General features: G+C 64.0%; 15 protein-coding genes and 1 tRNA gene. 8 read left to right on the plus strand and 8 right to left on the minus strand.

The window, feature by feature from the left end; genetic code table 11:
* The first annotated feature begins 499 nt into the window (after positions 1-499).
* Both FJ425_RS00405 and mgtE read left to right on the plus strand, forming a co-directional pair.
* Positions 500-2,389 carry an ABC transporter ATP-binding protein/permease gene (locus tag FJ425_RS00405; RefSeq protein ID WP_181175732.1) on the plus strand — a complete coding sequence of 630 codons (1,890 nt, stop codon included), beginning with the start codon at positions 500-502 and terminating at the stop codon, positions 2,387-2,389.
* Between the two features lie 280 nt (positions 2,390-2,669).
* Positions 2,670-4,034, plus strand: a complete 1,365-nt coding sequence (gene mgtE / locus FJ425_RS00410) for a magnesium transporter (RefSeq protein WP_140720926.1) — start codon at positions 2,670-2,672, stop codon at positions 4,032-4,034.
* 54 nt (positions 4,035-4,088) lie between these two features.
* Here the strand turns inward: mgtE and gor are convergent, their stop codons facing one another.
* The 3 genes from gor to rpiA form a co-directional block, all read right to left on the minus strand.
* The gene (gor, locus tag FJ425_RS00415) at positions 4,089-5,477 is read right to left on the minus strand and encodes a glutathione-disulfide reductase (RefSeq protein ID WP_140700222.1); all 1,389 of its coding nucleotides are present in this window, start codon (positions 5,475-5,477) and stop codon (positions 4,089-4,091) included.
* A 118-nt stretch (positions 5,478-5,595) separates the two neighbouring features.
* Positions 5,596-6,195, minus strand: coding sequence for a DUF2059 domain-containing protein (locus tag FJ425_RS00420; protein ID WP_140542460.1), 600 nt, complete (start codon positions 6,193-6,195; stop codon positions 5,596-5,598).
* A gap of 21 nt (positions 6,196-6,216) precedes the next feature.
* The gene (gene rpiA, locus FJ425_RS00425) at positions 6,217-6,912 is read right to left on the minus strand and encodes a ribose-5-phosphate isomerase RpiA (protein ID WP_140700221.1); all 696 of its coding nucleotides are present in this window, start codon (positions 6,910-6,912) and stop codon (positions 6,217-6,219) included.
* A 160-nt stretch (positions 6,913-7,072) separates the two neighbouring features.
* On the opposite strand from rpiA, the gene FJ425_RS00430 reads away from it, so the two are divergent.
* Together FJ425_RS00430 and FJ425_RS00435 are read left to right on the plus strand one after the other, a co-directional pair.
* The gene (locus FJ425_RS00430) at positions 7,073-7,753 is read left to right on the plus strand and encodes a phosphoglycolate phosphatase (RefSeq protein ID WP_140720929.1); all 681 of its coding nucleotides are present in this window, start codon (positions 7,073-7,075) and stop codon (positions 7,751-7,753) included.
* A gap of 126 nt (positions 7,754-7,879) precedes the next feature.
* A tRNA-Val gene (locus FJ425_RS00435) sits at positions 7,880-7,954 on the plus strand.
* 86 nt (positions 7,955-8,040) lie between these two features.
* Here the strand turns inward: FJ425_RS00435 and FJ425_RS31430 are convergent.
* The 3 genes from FJ425_RS31430 to FJ425_RS00445 all read right to left on the minus strand — a co-directional run bounded on the left by FJ425_RS31430 (position 8,041) and on the right by FJ425_RS00445 (position 13,535).
* The gene (locus FJ425_RS31430) at positions 8,041-8,211 is read right to left on the minus strand and encodes a hypothetical protein (RefSeq protein ID WP_181164840.1); all 171 of its coding nucleotides are present in this window, start codon (positions 8,209-8,211) and stop codon (positions 8,041-8,043) included.
* A gap of 133 nt (positions 8,212-8,344) precedes the next feature.
* A complete protein-coding gene (locus FJ425_RS00440; RefSeq protein WP_181175734.1) occupies positions 8,345-9,868 on the minus strand; it encodes an MBL fold metallo-hydrolase in 1,524 nt (507 codons plus the stop codon).
* A complete protein-coding gene (locus FJ425_RS00445) occupies positions 9,861-13,535 on the minus strand; it encodes a S8 family serine peptidase (protein WP_140720935.1) in 3,675 nt (1,224 codons plus the stop codon). The genes FJ425_RS00440 and FJ425_RS00445 overlap by 8 nt, the downstream gene beginning before the upstream one ends.
* A 572-nt stretch (positions 13,536-14,107) precedes the next feature.
* Between FJ425_RS00445 and FJ425_RS00450 the strand changes: the two genes are divergently transcribed.
* Entirely contained in the window at positions 14,108-14,791 is a 684-nt protein-coding gene (locus tag FJ425_RS00450; protein WP_140628245.1) for a Crp/Fnr family transcriptional regulator, read from the plus strand.
* Positions 14,792-14,893: 102 nt separating this feature from the next.
* Here the strand turns inward: FJ425_RS00450 and FJ425_RS00455 are convergent, their stop codons facing one another.
* Both FJ425_RS00455 and FJ425_RS00460 read right to left on the minus strand, forming a co-directional pair.
* Positions 14,894-19,120 (minus strand): cytochrome P450, encoded by a 4,227-nt coding sequence (locus FJ425_RS00455; protein WP_140628103.1) that lies wholly within the window; start codon positions 19,118-19,120, stop codon positions 14,894-14,896.
* A 117-nt stretch (positions 19,121-19,237) separates the two neighbouring features.
* A complete protein-coding gene (locus FJ425_RS00460; RefSeq protein WP_140542454.1) occupies positions 19,238-21,019 on the minus strand; it encodes an adenylate/guanylate cyclase domain-containing protein in 1,782 nt (593 codons plus the stop codon).
* A gap of 414 nt (positions 21,020-21,433) precedes the next feature.
* Between FJ425_RS00460 and FJ425_RS00465 the strand changes: the two genes are divergently transcribed.
* The 3 genes from FJ425_RS00465 (at position 21,434) to FJ425_RS00475 (ending at position 23,088) form a co-directional block, all read left to right on the plus strand.
* Positions 21,434-21,691, plus strand: a complete 258-nt coding sequence (locus FJ425_RS00465) for a PepSY domain-containing protein (RefSeq protein WP_140628100.1) — start codon at positions 21,434-21,436, stop codon at positions 21,689-21,691.
* A gap of 84 nt (positions 21,692-21,775) precedes the next feature.
* Positions 21,776-22,504 carry a lysozyme inhibitor LprI family protein gene (locus FJ425_RS00470; protein WP_246673192.1) on the plus strand — a complete coding sequence of 243 codons (729 nt, stop codon included), beginning with the start codon at positions 21,776-21,778 and terminating at the stop codon, positions 22,502-22,504.
* 98 nt (positions 22,505-22,602) lie between these two features.
* The gene (locus FJ425_RS00475; RefSeq protein WP_140628096.1) at positions 22,603-23,088 is read left to right on the plus strand and encodes a hypothetical protein; all 486 of its coding nucleotides are present in this window, start codon (positions 22,603-22,605) and stop codon (positions 23,086-23,088) included.
* The last annotated feature ends 63 nt before the right edge of the window (positions 23,089-23,151 follow it).

Below are 23,151 nucleotides of genomic sequence, written 5' to 3' on the forward strand. Positions count from 1 at the left end.
GCGGCGAGATCGCCATCGACAGATACGAGCTGCCAGCAAGACCATTTCCGGCCATTTCAGCGCCTCCGGAAAAGACGAATCGCGTAAACCCTGAGTAGCTCACCGACGGCAAATTTTCGGTCATTCCGGTCACCGCCAGTAGCCATCGCGGCCAGCGGACACCTCTTTTTCATTCACAAACCCGTGTTTTCCACTTCCCTTAGGGAAGGTTGCCGGCGGCTGGCGAAAACAGCTCTAACGAACTGAAATAAAATATGAAATCGCCGCGAGTGGCGATCTCCCGGCGCAGCCTTTCTGTTGCCCTCATGCCACGGCGGGTAACCCTGTTCACATTCGCCGGCAGAAAATTAATGGAAAATGATCAATTGGTGTTACCCTGTGTAACAAAACTAAGAAAGGTTTGGGCGGGATCGTGACTGGGGTCGGTAGACCGCAACGAACAGTACCGGAGCAAACATCCAACGAGGCGAAGACCTCGTCACTGACGCCGGTATCGTCGATGCGCACATTCTGGGGGCTGATGCGAGCCTACTGGTTCTCCGACCGGTGGAAGGAAGCCTGGACCCTCACATTCGTTATCGCGCTGCTGACGGCGTTGTCCAGCAAGGCTGGCGTCTGGTTCGCCTTGGCATTGGGCGAGCTGGGCAATTCGATCGCCTTCCTCCATGACGCCGCCAACGCCCACCCGTTGCAGACCATTCTGACCAATGCCGGCGTATTGGTGCTGCTGGTCGTGCTGAAGGATGCCGGCTTCACCGGCGTGCGCAATCTCGTTTCAACGACCTTGCACCGCAAATGGCGGGGCTGGCTGAACAGCCAGTTCAACCAGGCGCTGCTCGACGGCAACCATACCCATTTTCATGCGCAGCACGGCTCGGCGGCCGGCGGCATCGTCGCCCCGGACAACATCGACCAGCGCATCCAGGAATCGATCAAGGACATGACCGGCGGCGCCATCGGGCTTGCCATGGGCGTGCTGGGTGTCGCGACTTCGCTCTATTTCATCGGCGAAAACCTGATCGGGTCCTCGGTCGAGGTCAAGGGCCTGGAATTCCTCGGCGGCTACGGCACCGCGGTGCTGGCTTTCCTCGCCGTCGCCATCTACGTGCCGCTGAACACCTGGATTGCGGTCAAGCTCGGGCGGCTGCTCGAGCGGCTCAATGTGCGCATGCAGCAGGCCGAGGGCAGCTACCGCAGCGAACTGACGACATTCCTGCGCCGCAGCTTCCACGTCGCCGCCTCGCATGGCGAGGGCGTGCAAAAGTCGATGCATGACAGGCTCTATGTCGACATCGACAAGACGTGGGGGCGACTCAATATCGTCAACACCAGCTACACGTCGTTCGAGCTGATCTACAATTTCGTCGGCGCCCGTATTGTTGCCTATTCACCGGGCCTGGTGTCGTTCATCCACAACCGTCTCGATTACAAAGGCTACATCACCGGCTCCGAAATGGTCGCCCAGTTGATCAGCCAGTGCTCGTGGTTCATCCATGTGATGCCGGCGATCGCGACGCTCAGGGCCAACAGCCAGCGCGTCACCGAACTCGCCAACGCCATCGAGAACGTCCAGCACCCGCGCGAATTCTATCAGCAGACCGGCCGCTCCGACTTCGGCTACGCCACCCAGAACCCGGTGTTCGGCCTGACCATCCAGAGGCTCGAGCTGGCGCATCAGGGTGAGGACGCGACGCCTTTCCTCAGCGCCGCCAATCTGCGCTTCCGCCGCGGCGAATGGACCTTCCTCAAGGGCGAATCCGGCTGCGGCAAGACTTCGCTGATCAAGGCGATCAACGGCCTGTGGCCATATGGCCGCGGCACCATCGTCTTCCCGGAGGGCGTGACGAGCTTCTACGCTGCTCAGGAGGTCAAGCTGCAGCAGGTCTCGCTGAAGCAGCTCGTCTGCCTGCCTGGTTCAGAGAACGATCACAGCGACACGCAGGTTGCCGCGGCCCTGCACAAGGCCGGCCTCGGCGACTTCATCGGGCAACTGGCCGACGAAAGCCGCGAGGGCAAGATCTGGGATCAGGTGCTTTCGGGCGGCCAGAAGCAGAAGCTGGTGGTCGCGCGCATCATCCTGCAGCAGCCGGGACTTCTCTTCCTCGACGAGGCGACCGGTGCGCTCGACCCCGAAGGCAAGATCGCCTTCCACCAGGCAATCAAGGACAATTGCCCGAGCGTCACCGTCATCAGCGTCATGCACGAGGCGGTGGCGCCGCGCTCGCTTTCCGGCGAGGAGTTCTATCACAGCGTGGTTTCGATCGCCGACGGCGTCGCCACCAAGAAGCCGCTCGCGCCCAGCCTGCCGCGCGAGCTCACCACCATTCTCGCCCAGCCGCGGCCGGTCGAGGACAAGTGGCTGCGCTTCCGCCGCCTGAAGCAGAAATAGCAGTTATACCAAGCGTTTGACCGGCGACCGTAGCCCGGCTCGGGCTGCGTTCGATCACAGTCTCGCGATCCGGCTTCCCCGCATCGATTTTCGGTGCCCTTCGCGATTGACTCGGCAAAAACCCCTCCTATGTTGCGCCCGCTCGCAGAATTCATGCGCGAACCCGGCGAGCAGAAAGGTCAACCCGCCATGCCTGGCGACAGTCACAGTCGAACGCAACCGCCGTCCGCCCTGACGTGACCTGACGGCTCACGTCCTGCCGGACGGCAAGGAGTGAGCCATGAACGAATTCGCCCCTGTATCGGACGACGAAGCAATCGCCGTCGCCCGTGTTCTTGCCAACGATCACGTCGCCGACGTCGTTGAAGCCCTCAACCATGAATCCCGCGAGACGGCCATCGAGCTTCTCTGCGCCGTGCCGTTCGAGCGGCTGGTCGACATCTTCGACCAGCCCGAACTCGAAGCAGCAACCGAGCTTGCCGAGGCCCTGCCGCGCCCGAAGGCGAGCAAGCTCCTGACCGCCATGTCGGTCGATCGCGCCGCCGACATCCTGCGCGAGCTGGACGAGCCGGCCCGCTCGGAGCTGCTCGGCGCCTTGGCGCCGCCGCTGCGCGCGACGCTGCTGTCCATCCTGGGATATCCGGAAGGCAGCGCCGCCTCGATCATGACGACCGAATTCGTCAGCGTGCCCTCAGACTGGACCGTTGGGCGCACGCTCGACCATATCCGAAAGGTCGAGCGCAGCCGCGAGACCATCTACGCCATCTACATCGTCGACCCGGAGACGCATCTTTTGCTGCGGGCGACCGGATTGCGCCGGCTGATCACCGGCAATCCGGAGGATTCGATCCTGTCCGTGGCGCCCGATCGCATGCCGGTGGCGGTGACGCCGCTCACCGATCGCGAGACCCTGGCGCAGACCATCTCCAAATACGACCTGCTCGCCTTGCCTGTCGTCGACCACGGCAAGCTCCTCGGCATCGTCACCATCGACGACATCATCGACACGATGATCGAGGAGACGACCGAGGACGCGCACCGCTTCGGCGGCATGGAGGCGCTGGACGAGCCCTATATGAAGATGAGCTTCCTCGCCATGATCCAGAAGCGCGCCGGCTGGCTTTGCGCGCTGTTCCTCAGCGAGATGCTGACGGCCAACGCCATGCAGAGCTACGAGGGCGAGCTGGAGAAGGCGATCGTGCTGACGCTGTTCATCCCGCTGATCATGAGCTCCGGCGGCAACTCCGGCTCGCAGGCGACCTCGCTCGTCATCCGCGCGCTGGCGCTGCGCGAGATCGGGCTGCGCGACTGGTGGCGGGTGGCGCTGCGCGAGCTGCCGACCGGTCTGGTGCTCGGCTCGATCCTCGGCATCGTCGGCATCTGCCGCATCGCGCTCTGGCAGTATTTCGGCCTCTACGACTACGGCCCGCACTGGATGCTGATCGCGGCGACGGTAGGCGCGGCGCTGGTCGGCATCGTCACCTTCGGCTCGCTGTCGGGATCGATGCTGCCCTTCGCGCTGAAGCGCATCGGCTTCGACCCGGCGAGCGCCTCGGCGCCGTTCGTCGCCACGCTGGTCGATGTCACCGGGCTGATCATCTACTTCTCGGTGGCGCTTATAATCCTGCGCGGCACGCTTCTGTAGGAACATCTCGACGGCCACCGGCATCGCCGGCGGCCGTCGCATCCCGCGATCCGGTCAGACCCGTTCGCCGTTCTTCACGCGATAAGTCGGCTTGTACATCGTCACCAGTTCCTCGGCCGCGGTCGGATGCACGGCCATGGTGCGGTCGAAATCGTCCTTGGTCAGGCCAGCCTTCAGCGGAATGCCGAGAAGCTGCGCCATCTCGCCGGCATCGGGGCCTAGAATATGGGCGCCGATCACCTTCCTGGATACGCCGTCGACCACCAGCTTGATAAGCATCTTCTCGTCGCGGCCAGACAGCGTGTGGCGCATCGGACGGAAGGATGCGCGGTAGACCTCGACATCCGGATAGCGCTCGATCGCGTCGTCTTCCGACAGGCCGACGGTGCCGATCTCCGGCTGCGAGAATACCGCCGTCGGAATGGTGTCGTGGTCCGGCGCTGTCGGGTTGTCCTTGAAGGCCGTCTCGACGAAGCACATCGCCTCATGGATCGCCACCGGCGTCAGTTGCACGCGATGCGTGACGTCGCCGATCGCCCAGATGTTATCGACATTGGTGCGCGAATATTTGTCCACGACGATCGCGCCCGTCTTGCTGAGTTCGACGCCGACGCCTTCCAGGCCCATATTCTCGGTATTGGGGATACGCCCGATCGCCAGCATCACCTGGTCGACCGTCAGTGTCTCGCCAGTGGTGAGCTGCGCGTCCAGCTTGCCCTCCGGTGTCTTGCGCACCGATTCCGAAACCGCGTGGCAAAGAATCCTGATGCCTTTCCTCTCCATTGTCTCGTGCAGCGAGCGGCGCAGGTCCATGTCGAAGCGGCTCAGAATCTCCTGGCCGCGATAGACCAGCGTGGTGTCGACGCCCAGGCCGTGGAAAATGTTGGCGAATTCGACGGCGATGTAGCCGCCGCCCTCGATCATGATCGCCTTCGGCAGCTCCTTGAGATCGAAGGCCTCGTTGGAAAAGATGCAATATTCATGGCCCGGCAGCGCCGGATGCGGCGCCGGACGCCCGCCGGTGGCGATCAGGATCTGGTCGGCGCTGACCGTGCGGTCCTCGGCAACCAGATAGATGCTGTGCGTGTCGACGAGCACTGCGCGTGAATGGAAGGTCTCGCCGCCGGAGCCTTCTACATTCTTCTTGTAGATCGCTTCGAGCCGCGCGATCTCCTTGTCCTTGTTGGCGACCAGTGTCGGCCAGTCGAAGCTCGCCTCGGGCACCGTCCAGCCATAGCCGGCGGCATCGGCGAAATGCTCGGGAAATTGCGAAGCATAGACATAGAGCTTCTTCGGCACGCAGCCGCGAATGACGCAGGTGCCGCCGAAGCGGTATTCCTCAGCGATGGCCACGCGCTTGCCGAGAGCCGCCGCCACCCGGGCCGCCCTTACCCCGCCGGAGCCGCCGCCGATGACGAACAGATCATAGTCATAAGCGGCCATCGCTTGGGCTCCTGCGGATGAGAAAGACGGAGGTCAGAGGTAGGCTGCCAAGCGGCAAAAGAAAAGCCCGGGCAAACCCGGGCTTTGTGGTCCAGCCGCAGTCGGCGGATCGACACGATCAGTTCTGCGAATCGTCAGCCGGAGCCGAATTGTCTGCCGGAGCGGAACCATCGGCGGGTGCGGCGGCGGCCGGAGCCGGCGCTGCCGGCGCCGCTGCCTTGGCGGCGGCCGCAAGCGTCTCGCCGACCTGCTGGGCGAGATCGCGGGCAACGCCATTTTGCCAGATGTCGGCAGCCTTGACGAGGTCGCGCGTCACCGCAGGGCCGCTATCCAGCAGCTTCTTGCCGGCCTCGGAGCTGTAGAAGGCGGCGATATCGTTGAGGTCCTTCTCGGAGAACACCTTGGCATAGGCCATGGCCGCCTCCTTTTCCAAGTCGGCGCGCCGCGAGGCCATGCCAAGCGCCTTCTCGGTCACGGTCTTGCCGATCAGTTCCTGCATGTCGGGGTTTTTCTGGATGAGCTGCGACTCCAGCGCTCCGGCCGCCTGCGGCAGGATGTTGTCGAACGAGTCCGTGGCATGGATCGCCGCGACAGCCGCGCGAGCGGCCTTCAGATGCGATTCGCTGATGTCCTGCGCAAACACCGGTGACGACAGCGCAAGGACGGCCGAGGCCGCCAGAAGCGTCGAAAAGCGGCGAACTCGTTTAGGCAAAATCATAGTCGGTAGAACTCCCTGGTTTCAGGCTGCATGGACGGTTTCGATACCGTCGCCGCCGGCGATGATGGCCGTTGACGCCAGCCCGATGAATAGACCGTGCTCGACAACGCCTGGAACGGCGAAGAGAGCATTCGACAGCGCTCTTGTATCCGGAATGCGGCCAAAAGATGCATCGAGGATAAAGTGGCCGCCGTCTGTAACAAATGGCTGGCTTCCCGTCATCCTCAATGTAACCGGGCCGGAAAGGCCGAGACCTGCCGCGGCGGCGCGTACCGCGATCTCGGTGGCGCGCAGGCCGAATTTGTTGACCTCGATCGGCAGCGGGAACCGGCCGAGGGTTTCGACCATCTTGGATTTGTCGGCAATCACGATCATGCGCTCGGACGCCGCCGCGACGATCTTCTCGCGCAGCAGCGCGCCGCCGCCGCCCTTGATCAGGGTCAGCTCCGGGTCGACCTCGTCGGCGCCGTCGACGGTGAGGTCGAGCTCGGGTGTTTCTTCCAGTGTAGACAGCGGCACGCCGAGCTCGCGGCAGAGCGCTGCGGTGCGCTCGGAAGTCGGCACGCCGATGACCTTGAGGCCGGTCGCAACCTTCTCGGCCAGCAGCCGCACGAATTCTTCGGCCGTGGTGCCGGTGCCGATGCCGAGCCGCATGCCGCTGCCGACATAGGCGAGCGCTGCCCGCGCGGCCTCGACCTTCAACTGCCTTGCATCCATGGGGAGCCCCGATTTCGCCGGTTTCGCGCGCCTCCTAGCATTTTTGCCTGTCCCGTCAAAGGCTCGCCCTCAAAGGCTCTGTGGACCGATCGAGGCTTCTTGCTTGAACTTGGGCCAGCCTGTATCGGCTGCGGCAACGCAATTGCCGCAGGACCCACCCATGACCCCCCCCATCATCGTCTTCGACCTGGATGGAACGCTGATCGACACCGCGCCCGACCTGCTCGACAGCCTCAACCACAGCCTGGCGGCAAGCGATCTTGCCGCTGTCGATGAAGCCGGCTTCAGACGCTTCGTCGGCCATGGCGGCCGCGTGATGATCGAACGTGCGCATGTCGCGCAGAACAAGGCCCTGGTGGCCGAAGAGCACGACCGGCTGCTGAAGCTGTTCCTCGACCATTACACGCTGAACATTCCCGGCAAGTCCCGTCCCTATCCGGGCGTCATCGCCGCGCTCGACCGTTTCCAGGCAGCCGGCTATTTGATGGCGGTCTGCACCAACAAATACGAAGCCAATTCCGCGACGCTGATCGGCGCGCTGGGCCTGTCGAACTATTTTGCCGCGATCTGCGGCCAGGACACTTTTGCTTTCCGCAAACCCGATCCGCGCCACCTCACCGAGACGATCCGCCTGGCCGGCGGCGATGCGGAGAACGCCTTGATGATCGGCGATTCGCAGACCGACATCGACACCGCCAAGGCAGCCGGCGTTCCGGTGGTCGCGGTCGATTTCGGCTACACCGACCGCCATGTGCGCGAATTCGAGCCAACTCTGGTGATCTCGCATTTCGACACGCTGACGCCGCAACTGGCCGAGCGGTTGATCGCGGCGGCACGCTGAGCGGGACTCGGATCGGACGGTTGACAAACCGGAAACTGGTCCGCGCGATAAGCTTGGCACATCGCCTTGACTTCGCGCACCCGCCTCCCTTATATCGCGGCTCGCTTCGGCCTTCGGGCCCAAGGCGGGCGATTAGCTCAGCGGGAGAGCACACCCTTCACACGGGTGGGGTCGCAGGTTCAATCCCTGCATCGCCCACCATCCAACTTCCTGAATGAGTTGGATGATCCAGCCCACCAATTCACAGTCATCGCTACGTGCGCAGCTGGCCTGGACGGCGCTGGCGCCTAAATCAGCCCTCTCCTCACATTCATGCGCGTCACGGCGGTCACCAGAATGGCGCCGGTCATGAAGTAAAGCGTGGCGATGATGTGGCCCTGGTGAAAATGCAGCCCGGCAAACAGCAGGGCCGTGACCACGGCAAGGAAGGCGATGACGCGGGAGAATGCATCGGGCATGGGGCGACCTTGTGCAATGTGTTGAGTGGCCGCCCTCACTCAGCCGAGTGTTCCATAAATCGGTTTTCGATTTTTCGCAATCGGCCTTGAGGCCGGACTGATCAGCGCCTGCCGCGGCGGCGCTCCGGTGGTCCTAGACCAGATCCACTTCCACCCACAGTCCGCCCGGTCCCCGCGCGGCATCGCGCGGCGCGCTGCGCACCGCCTGGATCGAACCGGACGGCGCGGCAAAGACCGGCTTTCCATTCTTGTCCGCCAGCCATGGATCATCGGCACGGATGACGCGGCCCTTTGTCTTTGTCTCGAGCGCGGTCAGGATGCCGTCATAGGGCATCTCGCCCCAGTGCACGTTCAGCGCGTCGACCTTGTTGGTCGGGATGAAGGCCGACAGGTCCGAGCTCGTCAGCAGATCGAAGCCCTGTTTCTGCGGCGTGGCGTTCTGGCTGCCGTGATGGGCGACCTTGAGATAGACGGTGCGCGCCAGAAGATCGGCCGATGTGACGGTGCTCTGCCCCACCGGCCATTTCAGGTCCTTCCAGCTTAGCCAGTTGCCGATCTGGGCGTCGCCGGGGAACAGCAACACCCGGCCGCTGTCGATGAACTCGAAGGCCAGCACCAGGCTGGTGTTGTTGACGCCGCGGTCGAGCTGCAAGGCCAGGTCGGCGGCGATCCCCATCCAGTCGGCGTCGATGCGCCGCCAGGACTGGTCGCGGTCTTCCATGGATGCCGCGGCCGAGACTGGTCCGGAGTAATGCTTGCGGACAAAGGCGGCGATGTCGATGGCCGGGTCGCTGCCCTTGTCGCCGGCGAGCGCCGCGGAAAGCGGCGTGCCGACATTGCGCTCGAACGGACTGAGCTCGTCGACGTAACCGGCATCGGCCGCCTCGTTCATCTTGAGACCGCTCGCCAGCGCCCGCGCGTACGGGCCACCGCTGGCCAGCGGGAACATCTCGCTCGCCTTTTCATCCAGGCGAAGCGCCGCCTTGTCGCGCGGCGGGCCGAGCACATAAACGCGCAGGTTGGGCAATGCGTCGATCGTCACCGGCGGTCCGCCGGGCTCGAAATAGGTCGGCGACGGTTTTTGCGACAGCTTTGCCGCTGCGTCGCGGGCCGAGCGCACCCGCTCGCCGGCGGCGCCGAACTGGAAGCCGAGCACGGATTGCAAGCCGTCGCGCACGCCGGCCATGTAAGAACTGAGCCCCTGCATTCCGTCGAGCTTCTGGCCCACGCCTTGCAGGGCCGCCAGCGCCTGGCCCTTGAACTTGTCGAGTTCCGCGGCCTCGCCGTCCGCGGGATTTTCGGTCCAAGCCATCCAGACATCGCCGACGACTAAATCCTTGAAGAGGTCCTTCGCGGTCAGGAAGCCGGAGACATGGTCCCAGTGTTCGTGCGTGACGACGAGGATGTCGATCTTGCCGCCGGTCTCCTTCTTGAGGTCGGCGACGATGTCGGCGACCAGCGCCGGGCCACCCTTGATCGAAACATGAATGCCGCAATCGATGAGAATGCGGAACGGCTTACCGTCAGGCTTCTTGAACGTCAGCAAGTGGCAGTCGCCGATGCCCTGGCAGTAATGCCTGACGGTGATGCCCGATGCCGGCGTCGCCGCGGGAGCCGCTTTTGCCGGCCTAGTTCTTGCCGCCGGCTTTCTAGACATGGTCGTCGTCTCCGTCGCTGGCATGCAGCAAGGCAAAGGGCTCCGACACTTCGCCGCCAAAATAGAGCGCTCGCAGCGGCGACAGATAATTGGCCGCCATCGTCCCGGCCTGACGCTTCTGCCGGTCCGCGCTGCCGGTGTTCTTGATGATCGAGTAGCGGATTTCCTCGAAACCCTCGCGCGGATCGATGATGATCGTGGCGCCGCCGCGGAACCAGAAGAAGCCTTCGCCCTTGGCCATGCCTTGCGGCATCGCCGTGCCGTCCAGCGCAACCGGAATGCGCTGCTGGATGACCACCACCACCTCGACGCGGAACGAGCCGTCCGGCTCGACGCGGCGCGTCGGGCGCACACTGTAGATGTCGAACGTCGTCTCACCTTTCTTCGGCGGGTGCATGACCGTGCCGTCGTCATTGTAGCGCGGCAGGTCGGGCAGCAGGCCGAACTGCTTGTAGAGGTCCGGATCGGAGGCGAAGGCCTTGTGCATCGCCTTCCACAGCGCATAGCGGTTCTTGTCGTTGAGCGCGAAGATATCGGCCCGCTTCAATTTCTGGTTCCAGCCGAGGTCGATCTTGCCGAGTAGGCCCTTCAGCCAGACCGGCGACGGATCCTCCGGCGCGCTCCAGGCGAGCGTCTCCTCCGAGATGGTGCGAACGTCGCGCGGCAACAGCTTCCACTTGCGGAAGGATTCCAGGAAGGCCAGGCGATAGTGCAGCGGATCGTCAGGGTAGGCGTCGCGGTCGGCGGTGATCAGGGCGCGCAGATATTCGCCGAAGCTGATGTCGACGGAAGGGCAATAGTCGAGCGCGCGGATGCACATGGTCAGCATCTGCGTGGCGGTCTTGGCAACCTCGTCGGTGAGGCGCTCGACCAGGCTCGGATGCAAGGTGCCCGCCGGCAGGATGCCGGACCCGCCGGTGGCAAGCTGGATCAGGTCGTCGGTCCGCCGGTCGGCGATGGCAAGAAAGGCCTGGTAGACAGCGAAAACCAGGATCGAGCCCCGGTCATGCGCCTCGAAAGTCTTGTCGTAGTCGAGGTCGGCCATGCCGGCGCCGCCATATTCGCGCAACGGCCCGGCCCGGCCGCTGCCTTCGCCGAACTGCTTGGCAATACCGGAAAGCAGCGAGGCGGCCGACAATTCGCCCCTCGCCTTGCCGATCTCGAAGCCGACCAGTTCCTTCAGCGTGAAATGCTGGAACAGCGCGACGATATCGGCAAAGGCCTCATGGAAGGCCGGCACGTCCGGGTTGGATGCTTCCTGGAAGCGGCGGTGCAGCCCGTCGAGCAATGCGTGCGACATCTCATGCGCGACGATGTCGCTGGACAGGCACGAGAACACCGTCGTTCCGGGCGTGGTGACGTCGCCCTGATTGCTGGTCGCCGGGAAATAGCCGAACAGCAGCGCCTTCTTTTCCGGGCTGTAATAGGCATTCTCGGCACGCAACGCATGCGGATAGATGCGCAGGCGCGGCACGTAATGCGCCTTCACAGTCATGTCACCGGTGCGGCCGGGAGCCTCGGCGTAGTGCGGCGCCCACAACGCCCGCCGGCCAAGAGCGCGCTCGAAATGCCCGATCGTGGTCATGGCCACCGCATAGACCATCTGCTGGTGGAATTTCGGATTGCCCTCCGAAGGCGGCAGGCCGTCCTGCGCCAGAAGGACCTTGTCGTTGAGGTCGACCGGGTCGTAGACGCGGTCGGACGCGGGGTCGACATCGACCACCTCGAGATATTCGCCGATCGGACCGGGCAGCAGCGGCCTGTCAGTCGCAGGCTCGTCGTCCCACGGCACCGAAAGCGTCGCCTGGTAGACCGAAACCGAATCCAGTCGCTTGGCGACCGACGGGTCGAGCGCGTAGATGCGCAGCCGCCGTTGCGGCGGCGGCAGCGGCCGCGGCTTGCGCCTGATGGCCGGTGCCGGGCCCACGACCGGCGCCGGAGCCGCGACGCTGGCGCTTGGCCGGCCCAGCCATCCTTCCAGAAAGGCCTTCAACGGCTTCGATGGGTTGCCCTGGTCGAGCGCCGCCTCCAGGTAGCGGTTGCGGGCCGCCGCCGAAACCTCGTCCGGATCGCCATCCGGGTCGGCGATCGCCTGGTCGATTGCCGCCGTGGCTTGCGCCATCTGCGTCAGTTCCAGCGCAAACATCCTCCGCTGCCGCAGCGTCGCCGGCGGTTGCGCCGCCAACGAATTCCCTCCGGTCAAAAGGTCCAGCCAGCTCCACGTGTAGGTGGCTCGAGCGAGCTTGGTCAGGCTGTTCGCCGCCGGCGGCGGGAAGCCCAGCGCATCGAAGGCCCGCAAGACGCCCTGCCCGATCTTCTCCTTCGTCTCCGCCGCGTTCATCTTGGCCGTCGATTTCAGGGCTTTCGCGAACAACGCCTTGCGTACGGCTTCGACACGCATCCAGGGCTGAGGATAATTCTTCACCACGTCCCAGTGCTCGGCTAACCAGAGAGCGGCCGCGGCCGCGACCTGCGGGGTGGCGGCGGAGGTGCCGCTGCCATCCATGTCGACCACCTTGCGACAATCGATCTCGGCCCAGGGCACATTCGGCGTGTAGGCGCCGAGCGCCGTATCCATCTTCGACGGCGGCCCGTAATTGCCTTGCATGGTGCCGAACGAGAGCCCGGCATAGGCGCGCCCGTCGCCCATCACGCCGCAGGCCGCAAGCACCCGGTTGTAGCGTGCCGGATAGACGATGCTGCGCGGCGTGATGGTGAAATTGTTGCCGGCCGCCGTGACCATGACCACACCGTGATCGTAGGCAAGATTGACGGCGTCGACCAGCGCCTGCGAGGCGAGGCCGCCCATGCTCATCGACAACACCTGCGCTCCCTGCTTGCGCGCAAAGTCGATGCCTTGCACCATGGTGCCGGTGGTCAGCCGCACCACCCAGTCGGCGATGCGCACCGGCAGGATTTTCGCCAGTGGCGCGCCGCCGATGAAATCGTTGAAGCCTGGCCAGTGCGGCGAGGAGCCGTCGAGCTTGTTGCCGGCAAGCAGGCTGAGCGTGCCGGTTCCATGGCCGCGATTGCTGGTCAGCGTGCCGGCCGGAGCGTGATCGGCCGCGTTGTTCGGACCCGTCCCATCATCGACGAAATTGCGCTGCTGCGCTGCAAGAAGCGCGGCCGGAATGGTCTGATGGCGTGGATCGAAACCGGTATCGAGATGGGCGATGGTGATGTTGGCCTGCTTGGCGCCTACCTTCTCGCGCGCCGCCGCGAACTGGCTGAAGTCCGGCGCGGCATTCCAGGCGACGCGCCCCGCGACCACCGCCTGTCCGCCCTGCGGGTCCTGATCGTCGAATGCACAGACCGGAGCTGCGCTTGCCGCCATGCCGCGATCGCCGCCGCTGTCCTTATAATCCCACTGCTGCACGATATCGGGCTCGATTGCGAGCACCTCGGCGCCCGCGGCCGCCAGCGCCGGGTTCCGGGCGACAAGATCGTGGGCATGATCCCAGGGGTTATGTGTATCGGCGGCGTCCGTGGCCAACCGAAACCAGGTGGCGCCGCGATCCCCGGCCGCGGCCGTGCCGGCGCTCACGTCGGCAGGCAGAGAGAGGATCGGCTCGGCTTCGATGCCGCCAATCCGGGGCGGCCCGCCTTGGACCGAGAGCCCCGCGCCGTCGCCGCGAACCTTTACAAGGAATCCCTTCGCGGCTGCCATGGCCTGCCCCCCAAAGTGAACCATGACGCCGACCGTCACCTGTAGTCAAGACAAGGTTCCAGCCATACTTCGGTTGATCTCTTTGCCGACTAGGCAATCATGCCGATTGCAAAGCAAAGACCATACACTTCTAAAATAACCATCAGTCCGCCCGATGCGTATATCTGTGAGCGCCTTCACATACGCCGAACAGGGCTTGCGCTCAGATGTTGTAACGGCGGCATCGACGGCCCGAGCTGACTACGGCGTCCGAAGCTGCTGCCGGACTGCGATATGGATGCGGTTCTCGAGGAGAAATTTCGATCACCTAGCCATTTTCAGGTTTGCCGTCTGCGCGCATGGGCACCTCCCACCCAAGCGCGCGGATGGCGTTTCCAAGATCGGCCCGCAACCGCCAGTGCGCCCGGTCTCCTTACAGTTTGCCGGCTTATCCAATTTCGGCGTGTGACGCGTGACATGAAACGTCTGTCCGCCACTGCCGATTTCGGTCAGCCACCACAGAAGGAGACGACGCTTTGATCGAGCACGCACTTATCCTACAATTTCCGTCTAACGAGAGGCGGAATCGTATCATGGCTACAAACGGCGCGGACGACAGGAACCTGCCGCGCCTGGCGCGCATCGACCCGCGCCACTTCGACCTGTTGTTCGGCGGCTGCAAGCTTGAGCGCTATGCCGCCGGCCAGCATTTATTCGTCCAGGAGGACGCTTCCGACCGCATCTACGGCGTGATGAGCGGCACCGTCGAGATTTCGCTCTATTCGCCCGGTGGGCAAAAGCTGGTGGCCAATATCGAGCTGTCGCGCAGCCTCGTGGGCGAGATCGGAGCCCTGGATGGGCGCCCGCGCACGGCGACCGCCATCTGCCTTACGGCATGCGAGCTGGTTTCTCTAAGCCGGACACAACTCTTTGACCGCATTGAGAAAAACCCGCCCCTGGCCCGCGCGATGATCGAATTGCTTTGCACGCGGCTGCGCTGGGTCAGCGGCGAGCTGGGCGACCAGGCCTTTTTCGGTATCGAGGCCAGGCTGGCAAAGCGGCTCGTGTTCCTGAGTGGGGTGATGGCAGACGCTGCCGGCTGGATTCCGATTTCGCAGTCGGAGCTCGGCGAATTCCTCGGGGCGACGCGCGAATCCGTCAACAAGACGCTGAACGACTGGCGCAGCCGGCAGATGATCGCCATCAAGCGCGGCGGCCTGCGCATCACCAACGCCGCCGCGCTGAACCAGATCGCCGAATCGCAGGACGACGACTGAGCAGGCTCGGCGACTTCGCCGTCGCCGTAGCGAGCTCAGCGCCTTCGCCATAGTCCGCTCGGCAGCTTCGCCATTGCTCCGAACTGCTTTCAGCGCACCCGGTCAGAGCCGCGAGATCAGATAGCGCAGCGCCGACCGGCTCGGCATGAAGAAATAGCCGCCGCCTTTCGTGGTGACGAACTGCGGCACATCCTTGAGCACCGTGACCTTTTCCCAGGATGGGATCGAGAACCGGCCGCCGCCGCCCCGCGCGCCAATCGTCGGATCCGTCTCGCCGACCAGGCCCTGGAACGAATTGGACGAGACCCAGGTCTGCTGGATGAATTCATATTGGCGTTCGATATCGGCGTTGAGGCACATGAAGAGCAGGCCCTTCTCCGTCTTCCCGCCCCTGTCCTTCTTCTCGTAGGTGCGGCCGACGCGCAGGATGCGATGGCGCTTGCCGATTCTGATCTGCGTCTCGCGGTCCTCGCCGAGCGAATCGCGCGGATTGGAACGGCGTATGTGGGAGCCGAGCGGACAGGCATGCCCCTGCGGATCCTCGGCGCCGAGCGCGAAATCATTGTCGATGCCGCGGCCCGGACGTCCGTTCGGATTGCGCACCAGAGAGCTTCCGTCCTGCCAGCGACCGAGCATCTTTGCCGCCACCCAATGCGGTGTGATGGCGGCGTCGCCAGTCTCATTTGCTGCCTGTGTCGCGGCCTTCCTGCAATAATCGTCGAACAGTTCGACATGCTGCTCGAACTGGCGCAGGACGAGGAAGGTGCCGTTGCGGCCGAAATCGCGCGGCGGAGGCGGCTGCCCCAGTATCTGACGGTTGCGCCGCACCTGCGACAGGATGCCGGTTCGGTCCAGCGCCGCGTCCACCGACGGCGAAGCCGGGTAGAAGCCGTGCTCGTCGCGGTAGCCGAACAGGAACTCGCCCGGTGCCAGCAAATGCATCGGCGCGGCTCCCTTGGCGGCGCGCGACGTGCCCCGAACGATCGGTTGCGAGATGCCGTCGACGAAGCCGAAATGCTCGACGGCCCGTTTGCCGTCGCGCCGCACCATAAGCGGCAGTTCGGCGGCCACGGCCATCCCCGCGCCTGTCGTCTGTCGCTTCATGGCCGCGATCTCCGCCTTCAACGCGGCCGGCGTCCCGGCATAGCAGACGATGACGACGTCGACGGGATTGGCGGGCGACCCCCACTGCCATTTGTCGGGGGCGTCGGGACCCGTGTCGTTGAGGATGCGGCTGCGCTCGGGCGTTCCCATGCCTTGCCGAAAGGCGACAGGAAACGTGTCCAACGGCTCGTCGTCGACGCCGCCCTCGAGCCCCAGCCGGCGCAGTCCGTTGGGGCCGAACGCCACGGTCATGGCGCGGCCGGCAGGTACGCCGTCGCCGAAGCTGGTTTTTTCGGTCACGAAGTCGAGCCACGCCTTGCGCTTCGTTGCCGGCAATCCTTCCGGCACCTGGATCGCAAGCATGTGCGCATGGCCGAGCGCGCCGAACGGTCCGAAGAAGATGGATTGGATTTCACCCGATTCCAGCTCTTCGAGCGGCGCGGACGGCAGTTCAGGCAGGCTGGTCGCGTCCGCCGGCTGTGCTTGCGGGCGCGGCAGCGAACCGAACAAGCTCAGCCAGTCGCGCGCCTCGTTTCCGGTGGCGGATGCGATGCCGCGCCTGATCCTGGAGTTGATGCGGATGCGCGGTGTGTTGAGATGCGGATAGGCGCTGTACCAGAACAGCGTCGGCACCTGCTGGCGCCGCGCCCAGCGCTTGAAACGATCGCCGTCGCGCGCGCCGTCCAGGAACAGCCAGCGCGTGCGCGGATAGCCTTCGGTGTTGCTCCACACGCCGGTCAGGCCGGCCGAGGCCTTGGCGATGAAATCCTCCAGATAACTTTCCCAGCTGCCACCGTAATTGGAGAAGAACACCAGCCTGTCGGTGCCGGGCAGCAGCACCCAGCGGGCGAAATGAATGGTGTTGATGGTGGCGAGGAAGCCCGGCCTGAACACTTTCTGCGCCGATATCGAGATCAGGTAGAAGGCGAGCCTTAGCGCCAGCCGCCGCAAGATCCCCGGCTTCATCGTCGAGATCGCCGTCAGGTTGTTCTGCGCGCAGTGGTCCTCATTGGCGAGGATCCTTTCCAGCGCGCCGATATCGACCGGCGTGTTCGCCGGCCGGTCCTTGTCTTCGAGCCGCCGCAACGCCAGGAAGCAAAGGCCCACGAACAGAGCCAGAATAGCCAGCAGACCGAGTACCGTAAGCAGAAGCGCGGCGCCGGCGATCGCGATGTTGGCAATAGTGACGCCATGCGGGTTCCCGAACACGAGCACATAAGTCATGCGCCAAAAGGCGAGAACGACAATCGCGACCGTGGCGAACATCGCCGGCGTCAGCAGCGTCGTCGTCAGCGCACGCGACCAGTGGCCGGGCGGCCTTTCCAGCAGGCTTTCGGCGGGCTCGAACGCCCAGCCGAATTGCCCGAGGCAACGGACATGCCGGCGCGCTTCGGCCAGCACGTCCATCGCGTTGCCGGCGCCCGCGCACGGCTTTTCGGCGATCTCGCGCACGCTATCGGCGAGCTTGGCCTCGGCCAGGATCCGCCGCACGGAATGTCCCGGCGTGCCGGAAAAAACCAGCCCCGCGGCGCTGCCGAAGGACGGCGAAATTTCTATGTGGTTCTTCTTCAGGAAGTCCTCCAGCGAGCCGCCGTCCGGCAGGCCGCAGACATCCCTGAAGATCGGCCGCAGCCGATGCCCGATCGATTGCGCAATAGCGGCAATGACGTCGTCGGTGCTGCCGTCGCCGGAGATCTCGAACACCAGCGCGCCGGTCTCGGTCCCGTTTTTTTCGTCCCTGCCGGTAGGCGCGACGGCCAGGCTGGTGAAATGTATGGTGGCGACCTTGTCGAGTGCGGCGCTGATCTCGCCGATCGCGGGATTGCCGAGGTCGGCGACCTTGTCGCGCACCGCATCGAGCGGCATGGCGCGGGTGATCGGGCAGACAACCGTCACCATCGACTGGTCGGCGGTGCGGCAAAGCGGCGGGCGCTCGAAATCGACCTTGAGGCTTGCCGGGTAGGCGCCGACATTGACCATCTTGCCGGCCCTGCCCCGCGCGCGGGCGAGCTTCGGTTTGCCGAACAGCGCGCGGATGCATTCGCCGATCTGGATGCGGGCGATCTCGGCGCCGATGCACAGATGGATGCCGTAACCGAAAACCATGTAGTCGCGATGCGGGCGCGACGTGTCGAACTCGTTCGGCCGCTGCACGATCTCCGGATCGAACATCGCTGAAAGCGTCGCCGGCATGACCACCGTTCCGGCCTTGACCAGGCGCTCGCGGCGCGTGCCCTTGCCGATGACCGCGTCACGCCTGGTATAGCGCCAGGGCCCGATCCAGATCGGCTTGAACCGCATGGCTTCCATGATCGCCCGGTCGAGCTTGCCGGTGTCGCCGGCCGCGATGGCCTCATCCACGGCCTGCCGCGCATCGGATCGCGACAGGATCACATCCAGGCAATTGCTGCCGGCAAGCACGTTCGTCGGCACAAAGCCTGCGACCATGCCGAGCATGATGGAATGAATGTCGGGCAACGACAGGCGCCCTTGGTCCATCAGCGCGACGAGGCGGGCAAGCGGCCGGTCGTCTTTGCCCGCTCTCTCCCTGACCGCGGCGATCGATCGGTTTATGACCTTGATCAGCCGATCGCCGCCGACCACGGCAAGCTGGCGCGTGGTGGGACTTGCCGTCGGATCGGAAAAGAACAACGCGCTGAGCGCGATCGACCAGTCGGCGAACTCGGTTTCGTCGTCGATCTCGAGGCCGAAATAATCGCGGCAGATGCGCACCGGCACGATCTTCATCAATCCGGCGATGGCATCGAAGCCGGGGCTGGCGCGGGTCATGATATCGTGCGAATGGCGCTCGGCGATCGGCCTGACGGCGGCTTCGACCTCCGCCGGCGGGAACGCGCTCAGCACCGCCGATTTCATCTGCCGGTACGCGGCGCCGTCCTGCATGCCGAGAATGAAATTCGAACCCCGGGCGAGTTCGGCCATCTCCGGCCCGTAAGGCGTTTCGAACTCGTCGCCCCGCTCCAATATGTCGCGAACATCCGCGCCTTTGGTGACGAGCAGGAAATTGCCGAAGCCGAGATTCGGCCAGAAACGGCGCAGCAGCGCCAGCAGCCAGCGCGGATCGCCCAGAAGAAAGCCGGCGATGCGGGAAGCAAAGCCGCTCTTGGAACGCAGCCGGTTGATGTCGAACGGTGGCATTTCGGCGAGCGGACGCTGGCTCTTCTGAGCGGCGCGGACGGCGGCGAAGTACTTCAAAGTGATCATCGCGTTCAAGCCCCCCGGCTATCCACGTCAATGCGATGCCGGCATTGTCTGGCCTAGGTTTGCATCGGTCCGGCGTATGTGAATTCGTTCACAGTCATTTGTTGTCGGCCCCGGCGATCATGCGGCAGACTTGGCCCGATCGAAATTGCCGATCAGGAAATTGTTCTTGGCCGGGTCCACGAACGGTATCCAGCGTATCCTCTGCTCGGAAAAATCGGGGTGCCTGGTCATGAAAATCGCGAGTTCATGCGCCGCCTCGTCGCGCCGACCGCTTCTCATCAGGGCGCCTATCTTCAGGAATCTTGCGTAAAAGTAGCCCGGCGACAGGTTGAGCGAGCGCTCGGCGGTGGCGATCGCGGCCTGCCAGTCCTCGACGAAGCAATAGGCCGCGGCCAGTTCCCCCAGATTGTGGAAGCGATAGAGGTCGAACGGGCTCAACCGCTCGGTGTCGAGGAAGAACGGTATCGCGCCGGTCGCATCGCCAAGCAAAAGATACGCGCTGCCCATGGCCGAGCGGGCGAAGGCGAAGCTCGGATTGATGTGGATCGCTTCGGCAAGATGCTCGGCTGCCAATGCCGGCAAGCCGCGCATGATGTCGGCGGCGCCGAGATAGGCATGCGGACGCGCATCGAGGCTGTCCATCAGCAGCGCCTTGCGCGCAAGCGTCTCGACTTTCTCCAGATCGTCGCTGTCGCCGAAGCGCAGCCAGGCCCGCCAGAAATACCACCATGCGAGCTCGTTGAGCACGGCGCTCGAATTCGGATCTTCCTGGTAGGCCTTGTCGAAGAAGTCGAGCGCGATTTCGGTATCGCGACGTGTCCGCCTGTTCATGTGCCAGCGGCCGCGCCTGACCAGTTGCCAGGTCTCGAGGCTTTCCCACGGCACCTGAAACGTGCGCGCCTGTTCGGCGCGGTCGACCTCCTTGTCGAGGATGGAAACGATCTCGCTGCCGATCTGGTCGCGCAGGCTGAAGATGTCGACGAGGTCGCGGTCGAAGCGTTGCGACCAGACCAGGCGCCCGTTCGAGGTATCGGTGAGCGACGTATTGAGGCGGATCTGCCTGTTGGAGCGCGCCAACGTGCCGCTGACGATGTAACGGGCGCCCAGCGCGTTGCCGATGAGCCTTGTGCCGAGGCTGTCGTCGCGAAACTGGAAGCTCGAGCCCTTGGCGATGACCGAAAGCCAGCGCGTGTTGGAAAGACCGTAGATGATGTCCTCGGCGATACCGTCGGCCATGTAGCCGACATCGGGTTCGCTGCCGTTGCCCTGGAACGGCAGCACGGCGATTGCCGGGGGGCCCTTGGCGATCGGCCTGGAATGACCGGGCGTGGCGGGAATGGAAGCAAAGGAAGCCGTCGCGGCAGGGCCGTTGCCGCCGCGACCGGCGATCAGGACCCGCACCGGCAGGGCGATGTTCTTCAGGCTGAACTCGCCGAGATCGGTGAAGACGGCCGCCGTCTTGTCCCTCACGTGATGCCACGTCGTCGCCGAGATGGCGACGCCGTCATGCGGCGCGAATTCCTGAAGCCTGGCCGCGATATTCACGTCGTCACCATAGAGACGGCCCTCCCGGACGATGACGTCGCCGGTGTTGATCCCGGCGCGAAAAGGCATGCGCATGTCCTCGGCGACGGCGGCATTCAGCGCCACGACCCGGGCCTGGAAATCGAAGGCTGCCCGCAAGGCTTCGATTGGATTGCCGAATTCGGCCATGATGCTGTCGCCGGCATCGCCGAACGTGCGTCCGCCAAATGCGCCGCAACTGTCGGCGATGATGTCGCGCCGTTCCTCGAAGGCGGCAACAGCCAACTCGTCGTCGATGCCCATAAGCCTCGAGAATCCAACGGCGTCGATTGAAATGATTGTCGCAAGCTGACGGGTATAGTTCCGTTCAGCCATGATTGAGCCCCCAGTCCCACTGCAGTCCAGAACAGGCGACCTGCGCTCAAAGAAACGCGTCGCCGGCTGCCGACGGAAATCCTCGGCAGGCCCGGCGCACTGTTGCCACCCTGTTATGACCAGAATTCTATCAGGGTCTTGGCGAAAGCTCTACCACGAACAGCTAATATGGCGAATTCACCCTCCGGCGCATGGTTAGTCGTTCGTTACATCAGGAGGCACATCCGAAGCGCGACTTTACCAGTTGAAATTATTATGTTTTCTCCGCCAGCCAACATTGGCCGGCTCCTGCCGGCAAGAACCGGCTTCATCGAGGCATGCGCTGCAAAAGTCCGTTATTGCAGCGCTGCGGAACCAACCCGCCTGCGTGCGAGTTTCTGACGGCACTGACGCCGACGAGATTTGAGGGCTCTCATGCGCACTGTTGTTTCAGCAACCGGTATCGCTTTCCTGCTTATCAGTGGACAAGCCTTTGCGGCGGACGACCAGCCAGTGCCGCCGCAAAATGCCAAGAAGCTCTCGGAGGTCGTCGCCAAGGTCGAGCACCGCACCGACTTCCGCTATGTGAAGGAGGTCGAATGGGATAGTGACGGCTACACCATCACCTACTACACGACGGACAAAGCCAAGGTCCAAATCACCTACGATCCCGTAACCGGTGAACCCAAATAGGCCTTGTTGCCTGCCTCCGCCATTCCGAAGGACCTGCGTTCGGCATAGACTTGATCATCGAAACAGGCCGGACGGACGACAGACATGCGGCTTCACATCAGCGCAATCGCCTTGCTTGTGGCCGCATCGGCGCTTGGGACATCGATCCCGGCGCGCGCGGACGGCCCGTCCTTCGATTGCCGAAAGGCGCAGTTGCCCGCCGAAAAGGCGATCTGCGCCGACCCGCAAATGTCGGCCATCGATGCTTTGGTTACCAAGGCCTATGCCGGTTTCGAACCCGCCTTCGGCGGCGACAAACGCAGGATCGCCAGGGGATTGGCCGCCGACCGGAATGCCTGCAAGATGGACGCAGCCTGCATCGTCAGCGCCCAGAACAATGCGTTGCAGACTTACGGCAATGCGCCGCAATGGGTGCAGGACTACAATATCGCGCTCATCGGCAAGAAGGCGCTCGACTTTGCGGCAAGGACGCCGAAACCAGTCGATCAGCCCCTGCCCGTGTCGATCGGAAAATGCGGCTTCACCCATATCACGGCGCTGACGACAAGGCTGGGCGACGACCCGCTGGAAACCGCCAGCCCGGAAGCCGGCAGCGCGGCGCGATTTACCAACGGCGGCACGGCGGTCTCCTATGGCCGCGAACCGGGGCTGGCGAGTTCCAAGGTCGGCGATCCGATCGTCATGTGCCTGATCGCGATCCCGCGCGACTGTCCGAAAGACGATCTGCGCGGCATGGTCTACTACGCCGTCGACCTCGCGGCTAAAGGCACATGGGCCCTGCCCGACTCCCAGCATCTATGTGGTGGCGCCTGAAGACCTTGGCGCCGCGCGGAGCCAGCGCGACGGACCATCCTTGCATCGTCACAACTTTGGTGGCTGACTGCCCGCCATGATTGCGGGCACGGGGGTGCATGGCAATGATCGGCTACGTCCTGAAGCGCATCCTGATGGTGCTTGTCGGCTATCTGGTCGCGGTGCTGGTCGGGTTGATCGCCGTGGTGGTGATCTACGCGATATTGAGTTCGCTGCCCAATGCTCCGGGGTACTTCGAGCTTATGGCGTTCACGCCGGTCGCCGCGCTGGTGGTGCCGCCGCTCGGCATGTTCATCTACTTTCTGACGATCGTCCTGACGGCGATGCAGACGCTGGTCTTTGCAATGGTCGCCGAGTTCTTTTCGCTGCGAAGCTTCTGGCTGCATATGCTGTTCGGCGCCGCAGCTGCGGCAGCCGGTTTCATGCTGATCTGGCCGGGCGCCGCCGATGATCCGGAACGCTGGGCCGACATGGGCATCATCGCCGGCGGCGGCCTCGTGGCCGGCCTGATCTATTGGCTGATCGCCGGGCGCGACGCCGGATTGCGCCGGCCGTTGATCAAAGCAATTCCAGGAAAAGTGTGAAGCGGTCAGGCTGGGCGGCTTCGCCGTAGCCTTCCGTCCGAAATTGCTTGAGAGTAAGAGCGC

Origin of the sequence: Mesorhizobium sp. B2-7-2, from assembly GCF_006440775.1 — a bacterium.
In the GTDB taxonomy this organism is placed as follows: Bacteria; Pseudomonadota; Alphaproteobacteria; order Rhizobiales; family Rhizobiaceae; genus Mesorhizobium.